19 protein-coding genes and 1 pseudogene are annotated in these 15,407 nt (G+C 39.7%); 19 read left to right on the top strand and 1 reads right to left on the bottom strand.

All coding sequences use genetic code 11. The features are described from left to right. Positions 1-230: hypothetical protein (locus ACYTXL_RS17535; RefSeq protein ID WP_461925852.1), on the bottom strand; the 230-nt coding region annotated here is incomplete at its 3' end. A gap of 109 nt (positions 231-339) precedes the next feature. Here ACYTXL_RS17535 and ACYTXL_RS17530 point away from each other — a divergent pair. The 19 genes and pseudogenes from ACYTXL_RS17530 (at position 340) to ACYTXL_RS17440 (ending at position 15,303) form a co-directional block, all read left to right on the top strand. After that, a complete protein-coding gene (locus tag ACYTXL_RS17530; protein ID WP_461925851.1) occupies positions 340-648 on the top strand; it encodes a type II toxin-antitoxin system HicB family antitoxin in 309 nt (102 codons plus the stop codon). After that, entirely contained in the window at positions 648-953 is a 306-nt protein-coding gene (locus ACYTXL_RS17525; protein WP_461925850.1) for a PIN domain-containing protein, read from the top strand. Before ACYTXL_RS17530 ends, ACYTXL_RS17525 begins: the two co-directional genes overlap by 1 nt. Positions 954-961: 8 nt before the next feature. Further along, the gene (locus ACYTXL_RS17520; RefSeq protein ID WP_461925849.1) at positions 962-1,168 is read left to right on the top strand and encodes a type II toxin-antitoxin system VapC family toxin; all 207 of its coding nucleotides are present in this window, start codon (positions 962-964) and stop codon (positions 1,166-1,168) included. 391 nt (positions 1,169-1,559) lie between these two features. Continuing rightward, a complete protein-coding gene (locus ACYTXL_RS17515; RefSeq protein ID WP_461925854.1) occupies positions 1,560-2,423 on the top strand; it encodes a Uma2 family endonuclease in 864 nt (287 codons plus the stop codon). Between the two features lie 82 nt (positions 2,424-2,505). After that, the gene (locus ACYTXL_RS17510) at positions 2,506-3,390 is read left to right on the top strand and encodes a Uma2 family endonuclease (RefSeq protein ID WP_461925848.1); all 885 of its coding nucleotides are present in this window, start codon (positions 2,506-2,508) and stop codon (positions 3,388-3,390) included. Between the two features lie 15 nt (positions 3,391-3,405). After that, positions 3,406-3,528, top strand: a complete 123-nt coding sequence (locus ACYTXL_RS17505) for a hypothetical protein (protein WP_461925847.1) — start codon at positions 3,406-3,408, stop codon at positions 3,526-3,528. Between the two features lie 290 nt (positions 3,529-3,818). After that, positions 3,819-5,135 carry an RNA-guided endonuclease InsQ/TnpB family protein gene (locus tag ACYTXL_RS17500; RefSeq protein WP_461925846.1) on the top strand — a complete coding sequence of 439 codons (1,317 nt, stop codon included), beginning with the start codon at positions 3,819-3,821 and terminating at the stop codon, positions 5,133-5,135. A gap of 44 nt (positions 5,136-5,179) precedes the next feature. Continuing rightward, on the top strand, positions 5,180-5,650 hold the full coding sequence (locus ACYTXL_RS17495; RefSeq protein ID WP_461925845.1) for a DUF29 domain-containing protein: 471 nt from the start codon (positions 5,180-5,182) through the stop codon (positions 5,648-5,650). Positions 5,651-5,726: 76 nt separating this feature from the next. Beyond that, the gene (locus ACYTXL_RS17490; protein ID WP_461925844.1) at positions 5,727-6,146 is read left to right on the top strand and encodes a DUF29 family protein; all 420 of its coding nucleotides are present in this window, start codon (positions 5,727-5,729) and stop codon (positions 6,144-6,146) included. A gap of 385 nt (positions 6,147-6,531) precedes the next feature. Next, positions 6,532-6,723, top strand: a complete 192-nt coding sequence (locus ACYTXL_RS17485; protein ID WP_461925843.1) for a hypothetical protein — start codon at positions 6,532-6,534, stop codon at positions 6,721-6,723. A 59-nt stretch (positions 6,724-6,782) separates the two neighbouring features. Continuing rightward, entirely contained in the window at positions 6,783-7,835 is a 1,053-nt protein-coding gene (locus ACYTXL_RS17480; protein ID WP_461925842.1) for an NAD-dependent epimerase/dehydratase family protein, read from the top strand. Positions 7,836-7,859: 24 nt separating this feature from the next. Further along, positions 7,860-9,083: a glycosyltransferase family protein gene (locus ACYTXL_RS17475; RefSeq protein WP_461925841.1), complete on the top strand. Its 1,224-nt coding sequence runs from the start codon at positions 7,860-7,862 to the stop codon at positions 9,081-9,083. A 146-nt stretch (positions 9,084-9,229) separates the two neighbouring features. Beyond that, complete coding sequence (locus tag ACYTXL_RS17470) at positions 9,230-9,844, top strand: class I SAM-dependent methyltransferase (protein ID WP_461925853.1); 615 nt, start codon at positions 9,230-9,232, stop codon at positions 9,842-9,844. Between the two features lies 1 nt (position 9,845). Beyond that, on the top strand, positions 9,846-10,988 hold the full coding sequence (locus ACYTXL_RS17465) for a glycosyltransferase family 4 protein (protein ID WP_461925840.1): 1,143 nt from the start codon (positions 9,846-9,848) through the stop codon (positions 10,986-10,988). Between the two features lie 4 nt (positions 10,989-10,992). Then, a complete protein-coding gene (locus ACYTXL_RS17460; RefSeq protein ID WP_461925839.1) occupies positions 10,993-12,138 on the top strand; it encodes a glycosyltransferase family 4 protein in 1,146 nt (381 codons plus the stop codon). Between the two features lie 37 nt (positions 12,139-12,175). After that, positions 12,176-13,069: an FkbM family methyltransferase gene (locus ACYTXL_RS17455; RefSeq protein ID WP_461925838.1), complete on the top strand. Its 894-nt coding sequence runs from the start codon at positions 12,176-12,178 to the stop codon at positions 13,067-13,069. 105 nt (positions 13,070-13,174) lie between these two features. Next, the gene (locus ACYTXL_RS17450; protein ID WP_461925837.1) at positions 13,175-14,011 is read left to right on the top strand and encodes a glycosyltransferase family 2 protein; all 837 of its coding nucleotides are present in this window, start codon (positions 13,175-13,177) and stop codon (positions 14,009-14,011) included. Positions 14,012-14,427: 416 nt separating this feature from the next. Beyond that, positions 14,428-14,583: pseudogene (locus ACYTXL_RS17445) on the top strand (DapH/DapD/GlmU-related protein); the annotation flags it as partial. A gap of 51 nt (positions 14,584-14,634) precedes the next feature. Further along, positions 14,635-15,303, top strand: a complete 669-nt coding sequence (locus ACYTXL_RS17440) for a class I SAM-dependent methyltransferase (protein WP_461925836.1) — start codon at positions 14,635-14,637, stop codon at positions 15,301-15,303. The last annotated feature ends 104 nt before the right edge of the window (positions 15,304-15,407 follow it).

The following is a 15,407-nucleotide window of genomic DNA, read 5'->3' as shown; positions in this document are numbered from 1 at the left end:
AACCCCGGCATGCAGTGGGGGATGAGGAAAATCGCTCTATCAAACAAAACGGCGATCGCCTCACGAATTGTTAGTGTCAGGGCGGGAAGACCCAGATCTGACAGTGTGCAGTAAAGAATAGGGGATCGCTTTTGATTGAAAGGCAAGTGTTCTGGTTGTAGTCTTGTATGACACTGCGATCGCTCACTAGATAAAACAGCACAGGCGATCGCCCATTCTCTATTCCCCACTCCCTAAATAAAATAGAATCAGGCAATCTTGCTCGACCTGCCAATAGTAGGTTCTCCAATGGACACTACCGTAAAATGGAATAATGAAAATCAGATCAGAAAATTCATTATGCAGTATCAAGTTTTTGTTCAGAGTCAATCCCAGCAGAATTTTGTGGCCTCAGTCGTTGGGATGCCAAATTTGACTGTTGAGGGAAGGACGGAGGAAGAAGCAATCTTGAATGTCAAATCTGCCCTAGAAACACAATTAGCAAGGGGTAAGTTTGTAACCATTGAGGTAAATCTAGAAATTCAGCCAAATGCAACTACACCCCAGATGAGATATGCGGGAATATTTGCCAATGATCCCACATTTGATGATTTTATGGAAAAACTAGCCGTTATTCGGAAAGAATCGAATGCAGCAACAGATGAGTGATGACGATTTACGTTTTAGATACAGATCACCTCAGTCTTTATGGACGCAATCACCCAGTAGTGATTGCACGGCTGTTAGCGTCTCAAGTACAACTGACAACCACTGCTATTAATATTGAAGAACAGTTAAAAGGTCGTTTGGCTCAAGTTGCTGAAGCTAAAAATGGAGCTACACAGTCAAGTGCTTATAGCAGTTATCGGTTGAGTGAGGTACAAGAACCCCACCCCCAACCCCCTCCCCGCAAGCGAGGAGGGGGCTATGATGTACCTTATGTAATTAGGAAACGCTATATCAAGGACTTGTAGAAAGGGTGATGCTGCTGTCTGAATTTCAGATTCTTCAGTATGATGAAAAATCCCGCGATATTTACCAAGTACTCAAGGCGCAACGTATTCCCGTTGGTACTCAAGATTTACGCATTGCATCTATCACCCTCGCTTACAATGGTATTCTTTTGACAAGAAATCGCCGAGATTTTGAGAAAATCCCTGGACTAACCATCCAGGATTGGTCAATTTAGCTGATTATCTAAACTTAATTTACTCGAAGTTATTCACCAGAACCTCCGCGCCGTTCGCGTAACTTCTGGGAGAGATGAAGCACTAGGAGGCGATGCCTTCTCTACGAGACCCTTCTCTACGAGACCCTTCGGCAAGCTCAGGGTATCGCGCTCCGCGAACGGCGGGCTTCTCTACGAGAGGCTACGCCAACGCCTACGCTTTTGATTGAAAGACAAATGTTCTGGTTGTTGTACTGTATGACACTGCGATCGCATGATTCAAAACTGACGAGCGATCGCAATACTTGGAATGGGGCGATCGCTCTTATAAAATACAAGTAGTAAGCTGCTCGTCGGGAGGCATCAGCAGAAGGAGGAATAAGTTTAGCAAATTGTGCTGAAAAACGAAGCTATGTACCAAACAGACCCACCCTTACCGCCCAGCCAAGTCCTACCGACAATGTATGATCTGCCCAGTGAAGATCCTCTAGATATGGACTTACCTGAACAGATGCATCCTCGTCCACCAAGGGAAAGCATGCCAACAATGTATGATCTTCCTAGTGAAGACCCAGAGGAGCCTGGTTTGCCGGACGAATTCCACGACTTTCAACCCCAATTATTACGCGAAACCTGTAAACCCCCAAATTACCCAACTGGGGAAATGTTTATTGGCACAGATTTAAATCTGTATTATGATGCCCGCAATCGATTGTGGCACAAAAGACCAGACTGGTTTTTGGTATTAGGTGTATATAGTGCCCAACAACAACAAGATATGCGCCTGAGCTATGTTGTTTGGCAAGAGGGAATCGCCCCATTTTTAGTAGTGGAATTACTTTCACCCGGTACAGAAGCCGAAGATTTAGGACAAACATTCAGAGATGCCAACAAGCCGCGAACAAAATGGCTGGTGTATGAACAGAGTTTGCGAATTCCTTACTATATCGTGTTTGATCGTTATCAAAATCAATTGCGAGTGTTTCAATTAACCGCAACACGATATCAAGAAGTAGAAGTTCCAGAACAAAAGTTTTGGTTAAGAGAACTGGAGTTAGGGTTAGGGGTATGGAGTGGGAGTTATCAGCAAACAGAAGGTTTATGGCTGCGTTGGTACGATGCAACAGGTAATTGGATTGCCACACCAGAGGAACGGGCAAAACAGGAGAGTCAACGAGCAGAACAGGAGAGTCAACGAGCTGAACAGGAGAGTCAACGGGCAGAACGATTAGCACAAAGATTGCGATCGCTCGGTGTTGATCCAGATGAATTGTAAGATGATTGGCAGGCTTGGGTAAGCGCGATCGCCCGCAGTCACAATAAAATAAAAAAGTCTCCGGGCAATAGAAAACGAAGCTATGTACCAAACAGACCCACCCTTACCCAAAAGCCAAGTCCTGCCGACAATGTATGATCTGCCCAGTGAATATCCTCTAGATATGGACTTAGCTGAACAGATGCATCCTCGTCCACCAAGAGAAACCATGCCGACAATGTATGATCTTCCTAGTGAAGACCCAGAGGAGCCTGGTTTGCCGGACGAATTTCACGACTTCCAACCCCAATTATTACGCGAAACCTGTAAACCCCCAAATTACCCAACAGGGGAAATGTTTATTGGCACAGATTTAAATCTGTATTACGATGCCCGTCATCGATTGTGGCACAAAAGACCAGACTGGTTTTTGGTATTAGGTGTATATAGTGCCCAACAACAACAAGATATGCGCCTGAGCTATGTTGTTTGGCAAGAGGGAATCGCCCCATTTTTAGTAGTGGAATTACTTTCACCCGGTACAGAAGCCGAAGATTTAGGACAAACATTCAGAGATGCCAACAAGCCGCCAACAAAATGGTTGGCGTATGAACAGAGTTTGCGAATTCCTTACTATATCCTGTTTGATCGTTATCAAAATCAATTGCGAGTGTTTCAATTAACCGCAACACGATATCAAGCAGTAGAAGTTCCAGAACAAAAGTTTTGGTTAAGAGAACTGGAATTAGGGTTAGGGGTATGGAGTGGGAGTTATCAGCAAACAGAAGGTTTATGGCTGCGTTGGTACGATGCAACAGGTAATTGGATTGCCACACCGGAGGAACGAGCAGAACACCAGAGTCAACGAGCAGAACAGGAGAGTCAACGAGCAGAACAGGAGAGTCAACGGGCAGAACAGGAGAGTCAACGGGCAGAACGATTAGCACAAAGATTGCGATCGCTCGGTGTTGACCCAGATGATTTGTAACTTGATTGGCAGGCGATGCCTTCTCTACGAGACCCTTCTCTACGAGACGCTGCGCGAACGGCAAGCTCAGGGCATCGCGCTACGCGAACGGCGGGCTTCTCTACGAGAGGCTACGCCAACGCCTACGCTTTTGATTGAAAGGCAAATATTCTTGTTGTAGTGTTGTATCACATTGCGATCGCTGACTAGATAAAACAGTATAGGCGATCGCTCTTATAAAATATACAGCACATTTCATCTGAATGAGGTACACAAGGGCGGGCAGGATGCCCACCCCACAAGATTTATCATATTAAGATGTGTACTTAATTTACCTGCAAAGTGCTGTAAGTAGTAAGCATAGTAAGCTTGGCAAAGATATCATGTCTCAACGAGTCGCGGGAGTCCGCACCCTCAACTCTTAGTAGGGTGGGGAGGGATAGCGGGTAATGAGGAGTCTTGCCTATTACCGAATTTGTCCGCAGGACAAAAAGGGAATGGGTGAGCGACGAATTACCAATTTCATGATTTTTGGATATACATCTCAATACGTGAGATATAATACTGAAATGAAACAAGTCCTGACAGTATCCTGCAAAATCCAAGTCACACCTGAACAAGTTACCAAAATTGATGCAACGTTGCAGGCTTTCGCGGATGCTTGCGAATACGTGAACAAGACTGTACCACCAACTTTGGTAAACGAATTGGCGATGCAGTCCTTGGTTTATCACAGTGTCAGGGCATTGTTTGGTTTGTCTTCTCAGTTGGCTATTCACGCGCTTCGTAGGGTATCTGGAAATCGTAAGACTGCCAAACAAAAAGGAAAGCCAGTTACGGGTTTTGCCCCTACCTCGGCCACCTACGACGTAAGAACATTCAGCTTGATCGAGAAAAACTGGACTGTTAGCTTGACGTTGATTGGTGGTAGAGAAAGGTTTAATCTTGCCATTGGCAATTACCAAAGGGGATTGTTGAAAGGACAAAACCCGAAAACAGCGACTTTGGTAAAACGTAAAAATGGTACATACTACCTGAATATTCAGCTTGAATCTGAGCCACCAATGCCGGAAGAAACTGATCAGGTATTGGGCGTTGACCTCGGACGCACAGACATTGCGGTTACTTCCAACGGGGATAAATTCAGTGGGCAAAACATAACCAAGATTCGAGATAAATACGCCAGAGTTAGGGCGCAACTCCAACATAAGTCCGCGAAAGGCACAAGAAGTAGTCGGCGGAGATGCCGTCAGCTTCAGCAACGGTTGTCGGGGAAGGAGAGGCGTTTTCAGACTCACATTAATCACGTTACCAGCTACCAAATTGTAAAGGGAGCCAAGGATAATAATCAGACGATTGCCTTGGAAGAATTGACCGGAATCAGAGAACGTACAAATGCTTTGCCGCGTAGTAAACGAGAACGCCGACTGTCTAATAGTTGGAGCTTTTATCAGTTGCGGCAATTCATGGATTACAAAGCGATTAAGTTTGGAGTGAAGCTGGTTCTTGTTGATCCACGCTATACCTCGCAAACTTGCCACAACTGCTTGCATATTCATCCAGTAAGGGGTGAATCGTATCGCAGTGCTAAGAGGTTTGCTTGTGGTCATTGTGGGTGGATTGGTGATGCTGATTTGAATGGCGCGAAAAATATTTCTGTAATTGGGGCTGTGATTGTAAACCAGCCTCGTGGTTCGGGATTATCTTGTAAGCTAGATGTGCCGATCGGCAGAAAGACTGAGTACGTGCAACATAAGCTTATTTGATATTTCTAGGGCTTCTGAAAGCTCCCACCTCAGCCGTTAGGCAGGTGGGAGTAGTTTACTCATCTCTCTACGAGCAAGATTTTTTGGCTTGGTTAACCCAGCAGCAATCAGCTTTAGCTAATCGAGATGTGACAGTTTTAGATTGGGAGAATCTAGCAGAAGAGTTGGATGCTATGGGCATTCGCGAAAAAAATGAGTTGAAAAACCACTTAGTAGTTTTGTTAGCCCATTTACTAAAATGGCAGCATCAACCTACAAAACGCTCTGTAAGTTGGTTTACAACGATCGCTAATCAACGGGACGATTTACTAGATGAAAAGCCTAGTTTGCGTCAATACCTTCCCGATATTTTAACTAAAGCCTATCGTAATACTCGTCGGGAAGCATCAGCAGAAACAGGAATAACTTTAGCCAATTTTGGAGAAAATTGCCCTTATAAAATAGAAGAAATTTTGAATCATCAGTTTTTGTGTAATACTACAGATGATTTTGAGAGAGCAATTGATAAAAAATAAACCTAAAGTCAACTGATATGAATAAAACGTTGCTCAGATTAAAATAGATATTAGTCAGTTAAAAAAACAGTCGATTATGGAAGAACTATTATTGTTACGTCAACTTATTGAAGAAAAACAATATGAGAAAGCTCTAGAAGTTGTAGATGAACTTGAAGAAATGTCAAGGGAAGATAAATTAAATAAGATTTATAACTATGCGGTAATTTTGTTGTTGCATTTAATTAAGCAAGAAGCTGAAAAACGCAGTACCCGTTCTTGGGAGTTTTCTATTTATAATGCCAGCAAAGAAATTAAAAGGGTTAACAAACGGAGAAAATCAGGTGGATGTTATGCCAATGAAGAAGAATTAAAGGAAATTTTAACTGATGCCTTTGATACAGCACTTAAAAAAGCAGCATTAGAAGCATTGGAAGGTATATATACAGATAATGAACTCAAGGAAAAGATTGAAGAAGGCCAAATTAAAAGTAAAGCGCTTAGTCTAATTTGCTAATTGATCATTTGGTCATTTGGAGGTAAAAATTTTATCACTAGAGTTTCCTAATCAAATGAGGTACATCATAGCCCCCTCCTCGCTTGCGGGGAGGGGTTGGGGGTGGGGTTCCTTGTACTCAAGCGAGAACCGCTATAATCTCAACCGTGAGGAGCGATCGCCATTAAACCGCTATACTGACAAAAGACAGTGACTAAGGGGAAAAGGAAAAGTTATGCTAACCCAATCCACAACTGAGAAATTATACAACCAAGACTTTTGCCTTTGGATCGAGACAACTGTCCAGCAATTAGCAAGTCAGTAACATAAATTTTTATAGCAGTTCTCGTTTGGATGCAACACATAGTAGACACCTAAGCCATCGCACTTCAAGAATATCCTCTGATTGAAAGGCAAATGTTCTGGTTGTCGTACTGTATTACACTGCGATCGCTCACTAGATAAAACAGTCTTGAGAGCGATCGCCAGATTTGCAATAGGTGATTTATACGACGAGCTACGGCTATACTGCTCAAGTATAATTACAGAGTTTGTACATCCTCAAGTGGATATTTGCGATCGCATGAGTGAAATATAGTCGAGCGATCGCACTTGAAGTTTTCTTAATAAGTAAAATTTTATTTCAGAGAAATTATCATGCTTAAACTGCTGATTACTGGCTCCTCAGGACTAATTGGTTCTGAGGTATGTCTTCATTTTGCTTCCCTTGGCTGGGAAGTTCATGGTGTTGACAATAACCAAAGAGCGGTGTTCTTTGGACCTCAGGGAGACACTCGCTGGAATCAACAGCGCTTGCAGTCTGTAATTAAAGGATTTGTGCATCACGAAGTTGATATTCGCGATCGCCAAGGTGTCCTAAACTTGATTTATAGCATCAGACCCGATGCGATCGTGCACACAGCAGCACAGCCTAGCCACGATTTAGCAGCCAAAATCCCCTTTGATGACTTTGATAGCAATGCTGTTGGTACTTTGAACCTATTGGAAGCAACTCGCCAGTTTGTCGTTGAGGCTCCCTTTGTTCATCTCTCTAGTAATAAAGTGTACGGTGATGCCCCAAACGAAATCCCAATGTTGGAGTTAGATACCCGTTGGGATTACGCTGATCCAATTTATGAGTATGGTATTCCTGAAACCTTCCGAATTGACCAATCCAAACACTCGATTTTTGGTGCTTCTAAAGTTGCAGCCGATGTCATGGTGCAGGAATATGGACGTTACTTTGGTATGAAAACTTGCTGCCTGCGCGGTGGTTGTCTGACAGGGCCAAACCATTCAGGTGTTGAGCTACATGGGTTTCTCAGCTACTTAGTGAAATCTAACTTAGAAGGACGCACTTACAAAATTTTTGGCTATAAGGGTAAGCAAGTTCGAGACAATATTCACTCTTATGATGTTGCCCGTTTTATTGAAGCATTTATCCAAAATCCTCGTTCTGGGGAAGTTTATAACTTGGGAGGTGGTAAAAATAATACTTGTTCTATTCTGGAAGCTTTTGAGATAGTTGCATCCCTCTCAGGTAAACCAATGCAATATGAATATGTAGACAAAAACCGTGAAGGTGATCACATTTGCTACTACAGTGATTTGCGGAAAATGCAACAGCATTATCCCCAGTGGTCAATTAGCAAGTCATTAACAGAAATTTTTACACAAATTACTGCGTCATGGCAGCAGCGATTGGCGTAGTTAAAATATTTAACTAAAAGCAATATGAACAAAGATTTACCTCGGCTGCTGTTGGTGAGTGAAGCATCTTTGGATCGAGAAACAACTGGCTTAAATCGTACTTTAGTAAATCTTTTAGCAGAATACCCTGCTGATCGCTTTATGCTGTATACTCCTAAATCAACTCTCAAAACCTATCCGAGTGCCCCTCCTCTAAATCAAAACATTGCTGCTTTCCCTGAAGGATTTTTGCCCTACCTGAATAATCGCCTTGGCTTGTTATTAAATCCAGTTTTCCAGGCAATTAACTTTCAATTACTTGAGTGGATATTACCTGCGGAACGAGAAAAAATTGCTGCTTTTGCTCCAGAAGTCATCCTCATCTGTCCTGTCGGCACTTTAGGACTGTTGATGGGTTATAAAGTTGCTCAATCATTTCGGTGTCCCTTTATCGTCTATTTTATGGATGATTGGCTAGATAATCATCATCAGCGTTGGCTCACAGGGGGAGTGCAAACCCTCAGTCGGACAGTTTTAGAAAAAGCATCAGGTTGGCTGATGATAAGTTCACAACTAGAAAAACAATTGGCACAGCGATATGAAATTACACCTAAGCGATCGCTGATTGTTCATAATCCAGTTGACCTTTCCCAAAAAAATCCTCCAAATTTTACAACCCGCTCTGATGCAACTTTTAGAGTTGTTTATGCTGGGGCAATTTGGGATATGCACTACGATGCTATAGCATCTGTAGCAGAAGCAATCCATGAATTAAAAAGCAGTGGATTAGATATTGAGTTAGTACTATATACTAGCCCAAATTTCTGGGAGCGTTATCAAAAAAATTGGGAAGCTTGGGAAGTAAAATACGGTTCTTTAATACCATATGAAGAACTTAATCAATATTTGCAGCAAGCTGATTTATTATTAGTAGGTTCCTCTTTTATTCCTGAATATGCTCACTTTACTCGCTCTTCTGTGCAAACTAAGCTAACAGATTATATGGCATCTGGTAGAGCAATTTTCGCTTGTGGACCCAGATATTCTGCTTGCAATCAGTTTGTTAAAACCTGGAAGTGTGGCTTGGTTTGTGAAACAAATCAGTTGGCACATATCAAAGAAATGCTGTTAAAACAAATTCAAAATATAGATAAAATTGAAATATTAGGAAAGAATGGTTTTGCAGTTGTCCAGGAGCATTTTGAGGCAGGTAGAGTCCGGTCTCATTTATATAATTTTATTCAAGAAAATATATCAATTTACAAATAAGTTTACGAAAATGAATCAACCTCTAATTTATAGTTGGAAAGAGGCAACTTCACGCCTTAGCATAGATGAAAGATGGCAGAAAGCAACAAAATATTTGACACCATCAGAGCAGATAAATGGTTTAAAATTACAAAAGCTTTTGGTTAATCAATGCTGCGTTTTCAGAATCTGATGAATCTACAATTAGCGATCGCCTAGCAGCAGTACGTTTAATTTCCCATGTACAGCCCAGTAAAATTTTGGATTTTGGGGGAGGAATTGGGACAGTTTCTCGGTTGTGTTCGATCAACTTACCTCAAGCAGAAAAAATCGATTTAGTAGACATCACAGAGTTTCGTCATATTATCCAACAACATTTGGCTGATTTTAAAAACATTCGTATTTTAGAAAAGCCAGAACCACTTTATGATGCTGTTATCTCAACAGAGGTGTTAGAACATCTCATTGATCCAATTGAGACTATGATCGAAATCAATACTTTGTTAAGAATAGGTGGTGCTTTTGCTGCAAGTTGGAGTTTTGCCCCCTGTATGCAATGCCATTTACCGCAAAATTTCCATCTGCGATCGTTAATGTTTTGGATTATTCGCAGTCTGGGATTTGGGTTTTATGGGTTTGAACGTCGGGGAAACACTGTTTACGGTTTTGTAAAAACTTCTGATGTCACACCCCAAATGAGAAGAAATGCTCGCTTGATTGAGTTTTGCGCGAGATTGCCAATTCCCGTAGACCGTTTACTGCTAATGCTTCGGGGTTTATAAAGTGATAAAAGTTTTTCTGATTTGTTCTGGACTAGGTAACGTTAAACGTGGTTTTGAGTCCTTTACTCAAGAGTGCTTTGAGGCCTTATCTCAAGAGCCAGAATTGGATATTACCCTTTTTAAGGGAGGAGGAAAATCTAATCATCGTCAAATTAGTTTGTGGAATTTTCCGCGTGATAGTTCTGTGGGTATTCATCTAGGTAAATTAACAGGTAGAGGTGCTTACTTTCTTGAGCAGGTATCATTTGTCTGTAGCCTCTTACCCCACATTTATCAACAGCAACCCAATGTAATTTACTTCAGTGACGGCGCAGTAGGAAATATTCTTTGGCACTGGCGAAAACGAACAGGACAACGCTACAAACTCCTATATTCTAATGGCGGTCCTCTATCACCTCCTTTTCCCCGTTGGGATCATGTGCAGCAGGTTGCACCCATCCATCTTCAAGCTGCGGTGGAAGCAGGAGAACCTTTAGAGAAGCAAAGTTTAGTGCCTTATGGTATCCAAATGGATTCTCAACTAAAGATTTTATCTGCTGTGGAAAAAGCTACTCTGCGACGCAAATTAGAATTGCCAGAAGATGTCCCAATTGTCTTATCTGTAGGAGCAATAAACAAGTCACACAAGCGCATGGATTACTTAATCCGTGAGGTTGCCCAATTGCCGGAGCCACGCCCATATTTATTAATCTTGGGACAACAAGAGGCAGAGTCTCCAGAAATTTTTCAGTTGGCGAATCAATTACTAGAGCCAGATAGATTTCAAACTAAAACTGTTGCGTTTGCTCAAGTTAGTGATTACTATCAATTAGCAGATGCTTTTGTGTTGGCTTCATTGGGTGAAGGTTTTGGACGTGTATTTTTAGAAGCAATGTCCTATGGCTTGCCTTGTTTAGCTCATGATTATGAGATAACACAATTTATCCTCAAGGATGAGGGATATTTAGGAAACTTTCAATTATCTGGAAGTTTGACAAATCTGATTCTTCAGGTATTAACTGACAACGATGATAATTCTAAGTATCGGCGACATCAATCAGTGTATGAACACTTTAGCTGGGGTAGACTTCGTTCTGCCTATGTTGAGATGATCCATTCTTGTTTGTCTAATACTTTCGCTCAAGTCATAGACTTGAACAGATAATTTTATGTATGTAGTTGCTTATCTGTATAATAATAATGGTATGGCTTCTTGGTGCTGGGAAGCTGCTCATGCAATTGCTGAGGCAAATTTACCTGTTTTATTAGTCTGCTCTCCTGAAGTTAAACTTCCTGGTACTCCCAAAGTAGATATATTAAGATTTGACCTAACAGTTTCAAAAGGTCATAAAAAAAGTTTTCTCAAATTAATTCAAAATGAATTAGGTAGACTGTCTAACCAGTCCTCTGGTTTTGTTGGCAGCTTGCATACCTATCTACAATCTCAAGGAATAACTCCAACAGCATATTTTTTGAACCAATCAAATTTGCAAGATCCTTCTGTTACAATTCCTCAACACGTTGTTGCTTGGGCTTATCCAACTTCGCTATTTGCTTATATCTCAAAAATTGGTCATTTAACTGGATGGAAACTTTCTAAAAATTTTGTCCGCACCTGTCTTGATTCGATAGGTTGGTGGCGTAAGGATTGGCGGGCTTACCGGAGTGCGACTTCAGTTCTTGCAGTGTCACAGCAACTTAATAAAGAGTTAAAGTCTTATGGTGTGAGAACTCGTGTTGTTTATCCGGGAACTTATGTTCCAGAAACCTTTTCAGATAGACCTTTTAATTGTGACCATAAACCCAAGCTTCTAATCGCAGCGGTAGGCTTGGAAGAGCCTAGAAAAAGAATTCGATGGATGTTGGAAGCACTCAAAGCAAACCCACTGAAACAGTATAGTTTAACTCTAGTTGGTTCTGCTAGTGATGAATTTAAACAATGGGTATATAGCGATGGTTTTCCCGCGATTTTCACAGGATTTTTATCCAGAGAACAGCTAGAACAAATGATGATGGAGCATGATGTTTTTCTATTTGGATCTAGTTTAGATGATTGGGGATATGTTCTAGTTGAAGCAATGGGGCAGGGATTAAGTATTATTGCTCCTAATTTAAATCCATTTAATGAAATAGTAGGAGATAGTGGAAGCCTTTACTCTCTAAAATCTCAAGAAGAGTTTTGCAAAAGTGTAAATAATTTGTATTCAATTGATTTATCTGCTAAAAAAATAGCTGCATGGAAAAGAGCAAAAATCTTATTTTCACGGCAGGTATTTGCTAAACATCTATTCAGTGCTTCTGAAATAAGTGAGTAATAAAAAAACTTTGTATTGATTTTGTAAGTATAAAAGTATGAAGAAATTAATTAAGAATATTTACTACAGTAAATATACCAACTATTTCAGGAAATACATTTGCTTAAGCTTGAGACATATATATTCACCGCCCAGAAGATTTTGGCGCTTGCTTTGTTTTGATGGAAACTTTAGTGTCAAATTAGACGAGGATAATGAATTTTTGCTTAATCATACTGGACGATGGATTGAAAGTTCGTTATTTTGGCATAGTATATCAGATTATGAGCCGATTAGTTTAGACATTTGGCAAAAAGCTTGTAAGTATTCTAATCTTATAATAGATATAGGAGCAAATAGCGGGTTATATTCTTTGATTGCAAAGTCTGTAAATCCCACATCTAAAGTTTATGCTTTTGAACCTTTAAAAGAGTTTGATACTCTAATTAAGCAAAACATTGAGCTAAATGATTATGATATAAAAGTTATAAATAATGCTGTATCTGATATAACTGGTTTGGCTGATTTTTATGTTCCACAAGATAATCAGGGTAATATTTACTCATCAACATTAAGTATTAAACATTACCTGCAACATCAACAAAGTAAGCCAATTGTTTATCAAGTAAATGTCACAACCCTTGATGATTTTGTAAAAGAAAATAATCTTCAAACTATTGATTTGATAAAAATAGATGCAGAAGGTCATGATTTAAATATTTTAAAAGGATTTATTAAATCATTAGTAAATATCCAACCTGACTTTCTTATTGAAATTCAAAATGAATATATAGGCAGAGAAATACAAAAAATTCTTATTCCTGAAAGAGATTTATACTACGCTATAGATGAAGCTCATGAACCAATAAGAACTGACTCACTTGAAAAAGTTAATTGCCGCAACTTTTGGATCTGCAAACGAGAAACTGCCCAAAAATTGGAACTGCTTTAGGTTTAAACATAGCTATATTATTTACATATGCCCCCAGTGATAGTATCACTGGCTTTGATGCATCTTTTATTCGTGAAGATCAAGTAGTTAAAATTTATAAGCCACATGAGTCAGATTAATTTTAGCGTTATCATTCCAACATATCATCGCAATGATTTATTAGCAAAATGCCTGGATTGCCTTGCCCCAGGTGTGCAAACATTACCCGCAGAACAATATGAAGTCATTGTCACAGATGATGGTTCCCAAACTACTGCTGAAGAGATGATTAGGCAGCAATACCCTTGGGCAAAGTGGGTTGCTGGTCCCTGCAAAGGTCCAGCTGCTAATCGTAATAATGGGGCAAAGTATGGTCAGGGTGAATGGTTGGCGTTTACTGATGATGATTGTATTCCTAGCCTTCACTGGTTAGAGGCTTATTCCACAGCGATTATGCCAAATTTTCTTGTTTATGAAGGTAAAACTACTTGTAAGCAAGGCATTCACTCACCTTTAGAACATGCACCAATTAATCTTACAGGTAGTTATTTATGGTCATGTAATCTTATGATTTATGCAAATTTATTCTTAAATTTAGGTGGCTTTGACGAAAATTTTCCTCATCCTCATTTAGAAGATATAGATTTGAGAGAACGTCTGAATCAAACCAAAAATAACTATCGCTTTGTTGACAAAGCGATAGTTGATCACGCTCCTAGAAGACTACCAGGAGGTCATAAGTTAGGTATATCCCATGAGAGTTATGTTTATTACTCTTACCACAAAAAGCATGTAGTTCCGAGTAAAAACGAACTGTTGAAAGAAATTATCAGAAATCGGTTAACTCGGATTATCCATTATTTGGGACACAAGGAATCACCAACAGCATTTATTTCATTGATTACTGAAATATTATGTGTATTAAATAATTGGGATCATTGGATAGAAAAATATAGGATATAGCATGAATTGTACTAATCAGGATAAATGAAATAATGGGGATACTAGGAAGATTTTATCGGCGTTGTAGATTTAAAATATTTTCCAAGGCGAATACAGTATTTAAACACTACGACCTAAGTATTTCTGATAAATCCGAATTGAAGACTGATACATCCAGTAGAATACAGTTTTTAGGTTCTGCAAATATTGGTAGATATGTTCTCATTGATGCTTATGAAGCTTGCAATATCATAATAGAGAATGAAGTTTACTTAGGAGACTTTAGTATTATAAGAGGTGCAAGATGCCAAATTCATATAGGAGAATACTCGATCATTGGCCAAGGGGTTAAACTACTTGCTACAAATCATAAGTATATCGATAAAGCTCTCTTAGTCAAGAATCAAGATATAGACACACTCAAAAATGGAATTTATATTGGTAGAGATTGTTGGCTTGGTGCAGGAGCTTGTATCTTAGCAGGAGTTCAAATTGGGGACGGTGCAGTAGTGGGGGCAATGTCTGTTGTGACTAAAAATGTAGAGCCTTATGCTGTCGTTGTAGGAAATCCAGCTAAACAGATTAAAACTCGACAATAATTTAATTGACATGAGTCTATTTACAAATTATCTGACAAGTTACTTATGACTATGTACTACTGGAATAATTTTATCGAAGACATTCGCAGTCAACTCAAACCAGGTTATGTATTGTTTGATGCTGGTGCTGGTGATGGTCATTGGAAAAGTTATTTTCCATCTGTTAAGTATATTGCAATGGATCTAGGAATAGGAGATAGTGAAGGTGACTACTCTCAATTAGACATTAAGGGAGATTTGAGAAATATTCCACTTCAAGATAATAGTGTAGATATCATTATTTCAATTCAAGTTTTAGAGCATTTATCTGAACCTTGGAAAGTTATTGCCGAGTTCCAAAGGGTTTTAAAGCCACAGGGGCTTCTTTTTATTAGTTGTCCTCAATCTGAAGAGCAACATCAAGTTCCCTACGATTTCTTCCGCTACACACCTTTCGGTATAAAAAGCTTATTAAACAGTTCTGGCTTTGAAGTCGTTTGGATTAAGTCACAACTAGGTAACTTTTCAAAAATCATCAATGATGTTTGTTATTCTGCTAAAAAGCTACCCTCTCTCTCAGAAAATTGGCTATTGAAGCCAATATTACTATTCACTTCATTCTATCTTCGTCAAGTTATGTGGAGGCTTCATCAGCCTCTATTTAGGTATTTAGATCAATTTGAACAGTTTCAATATCATTCAGTTGGTCACTTTTTGAAAGCAAATAAAGTCTAAACAATACCTCTAAAAATAAACAATTGCTCATGAAAGTACTTTTTAGACCTGATGATGTAGATTCAAACTATAGGATTTATTTTTCTTTCCTAAATCATCCTTTT

It is taken from the genome of Nostoc sp., assembly GCF_054880495.1.
Note: the sequence above shows the minus strand (reverse complement) of the source record. Positions and strands in the feature narration are given on the sequence as shown.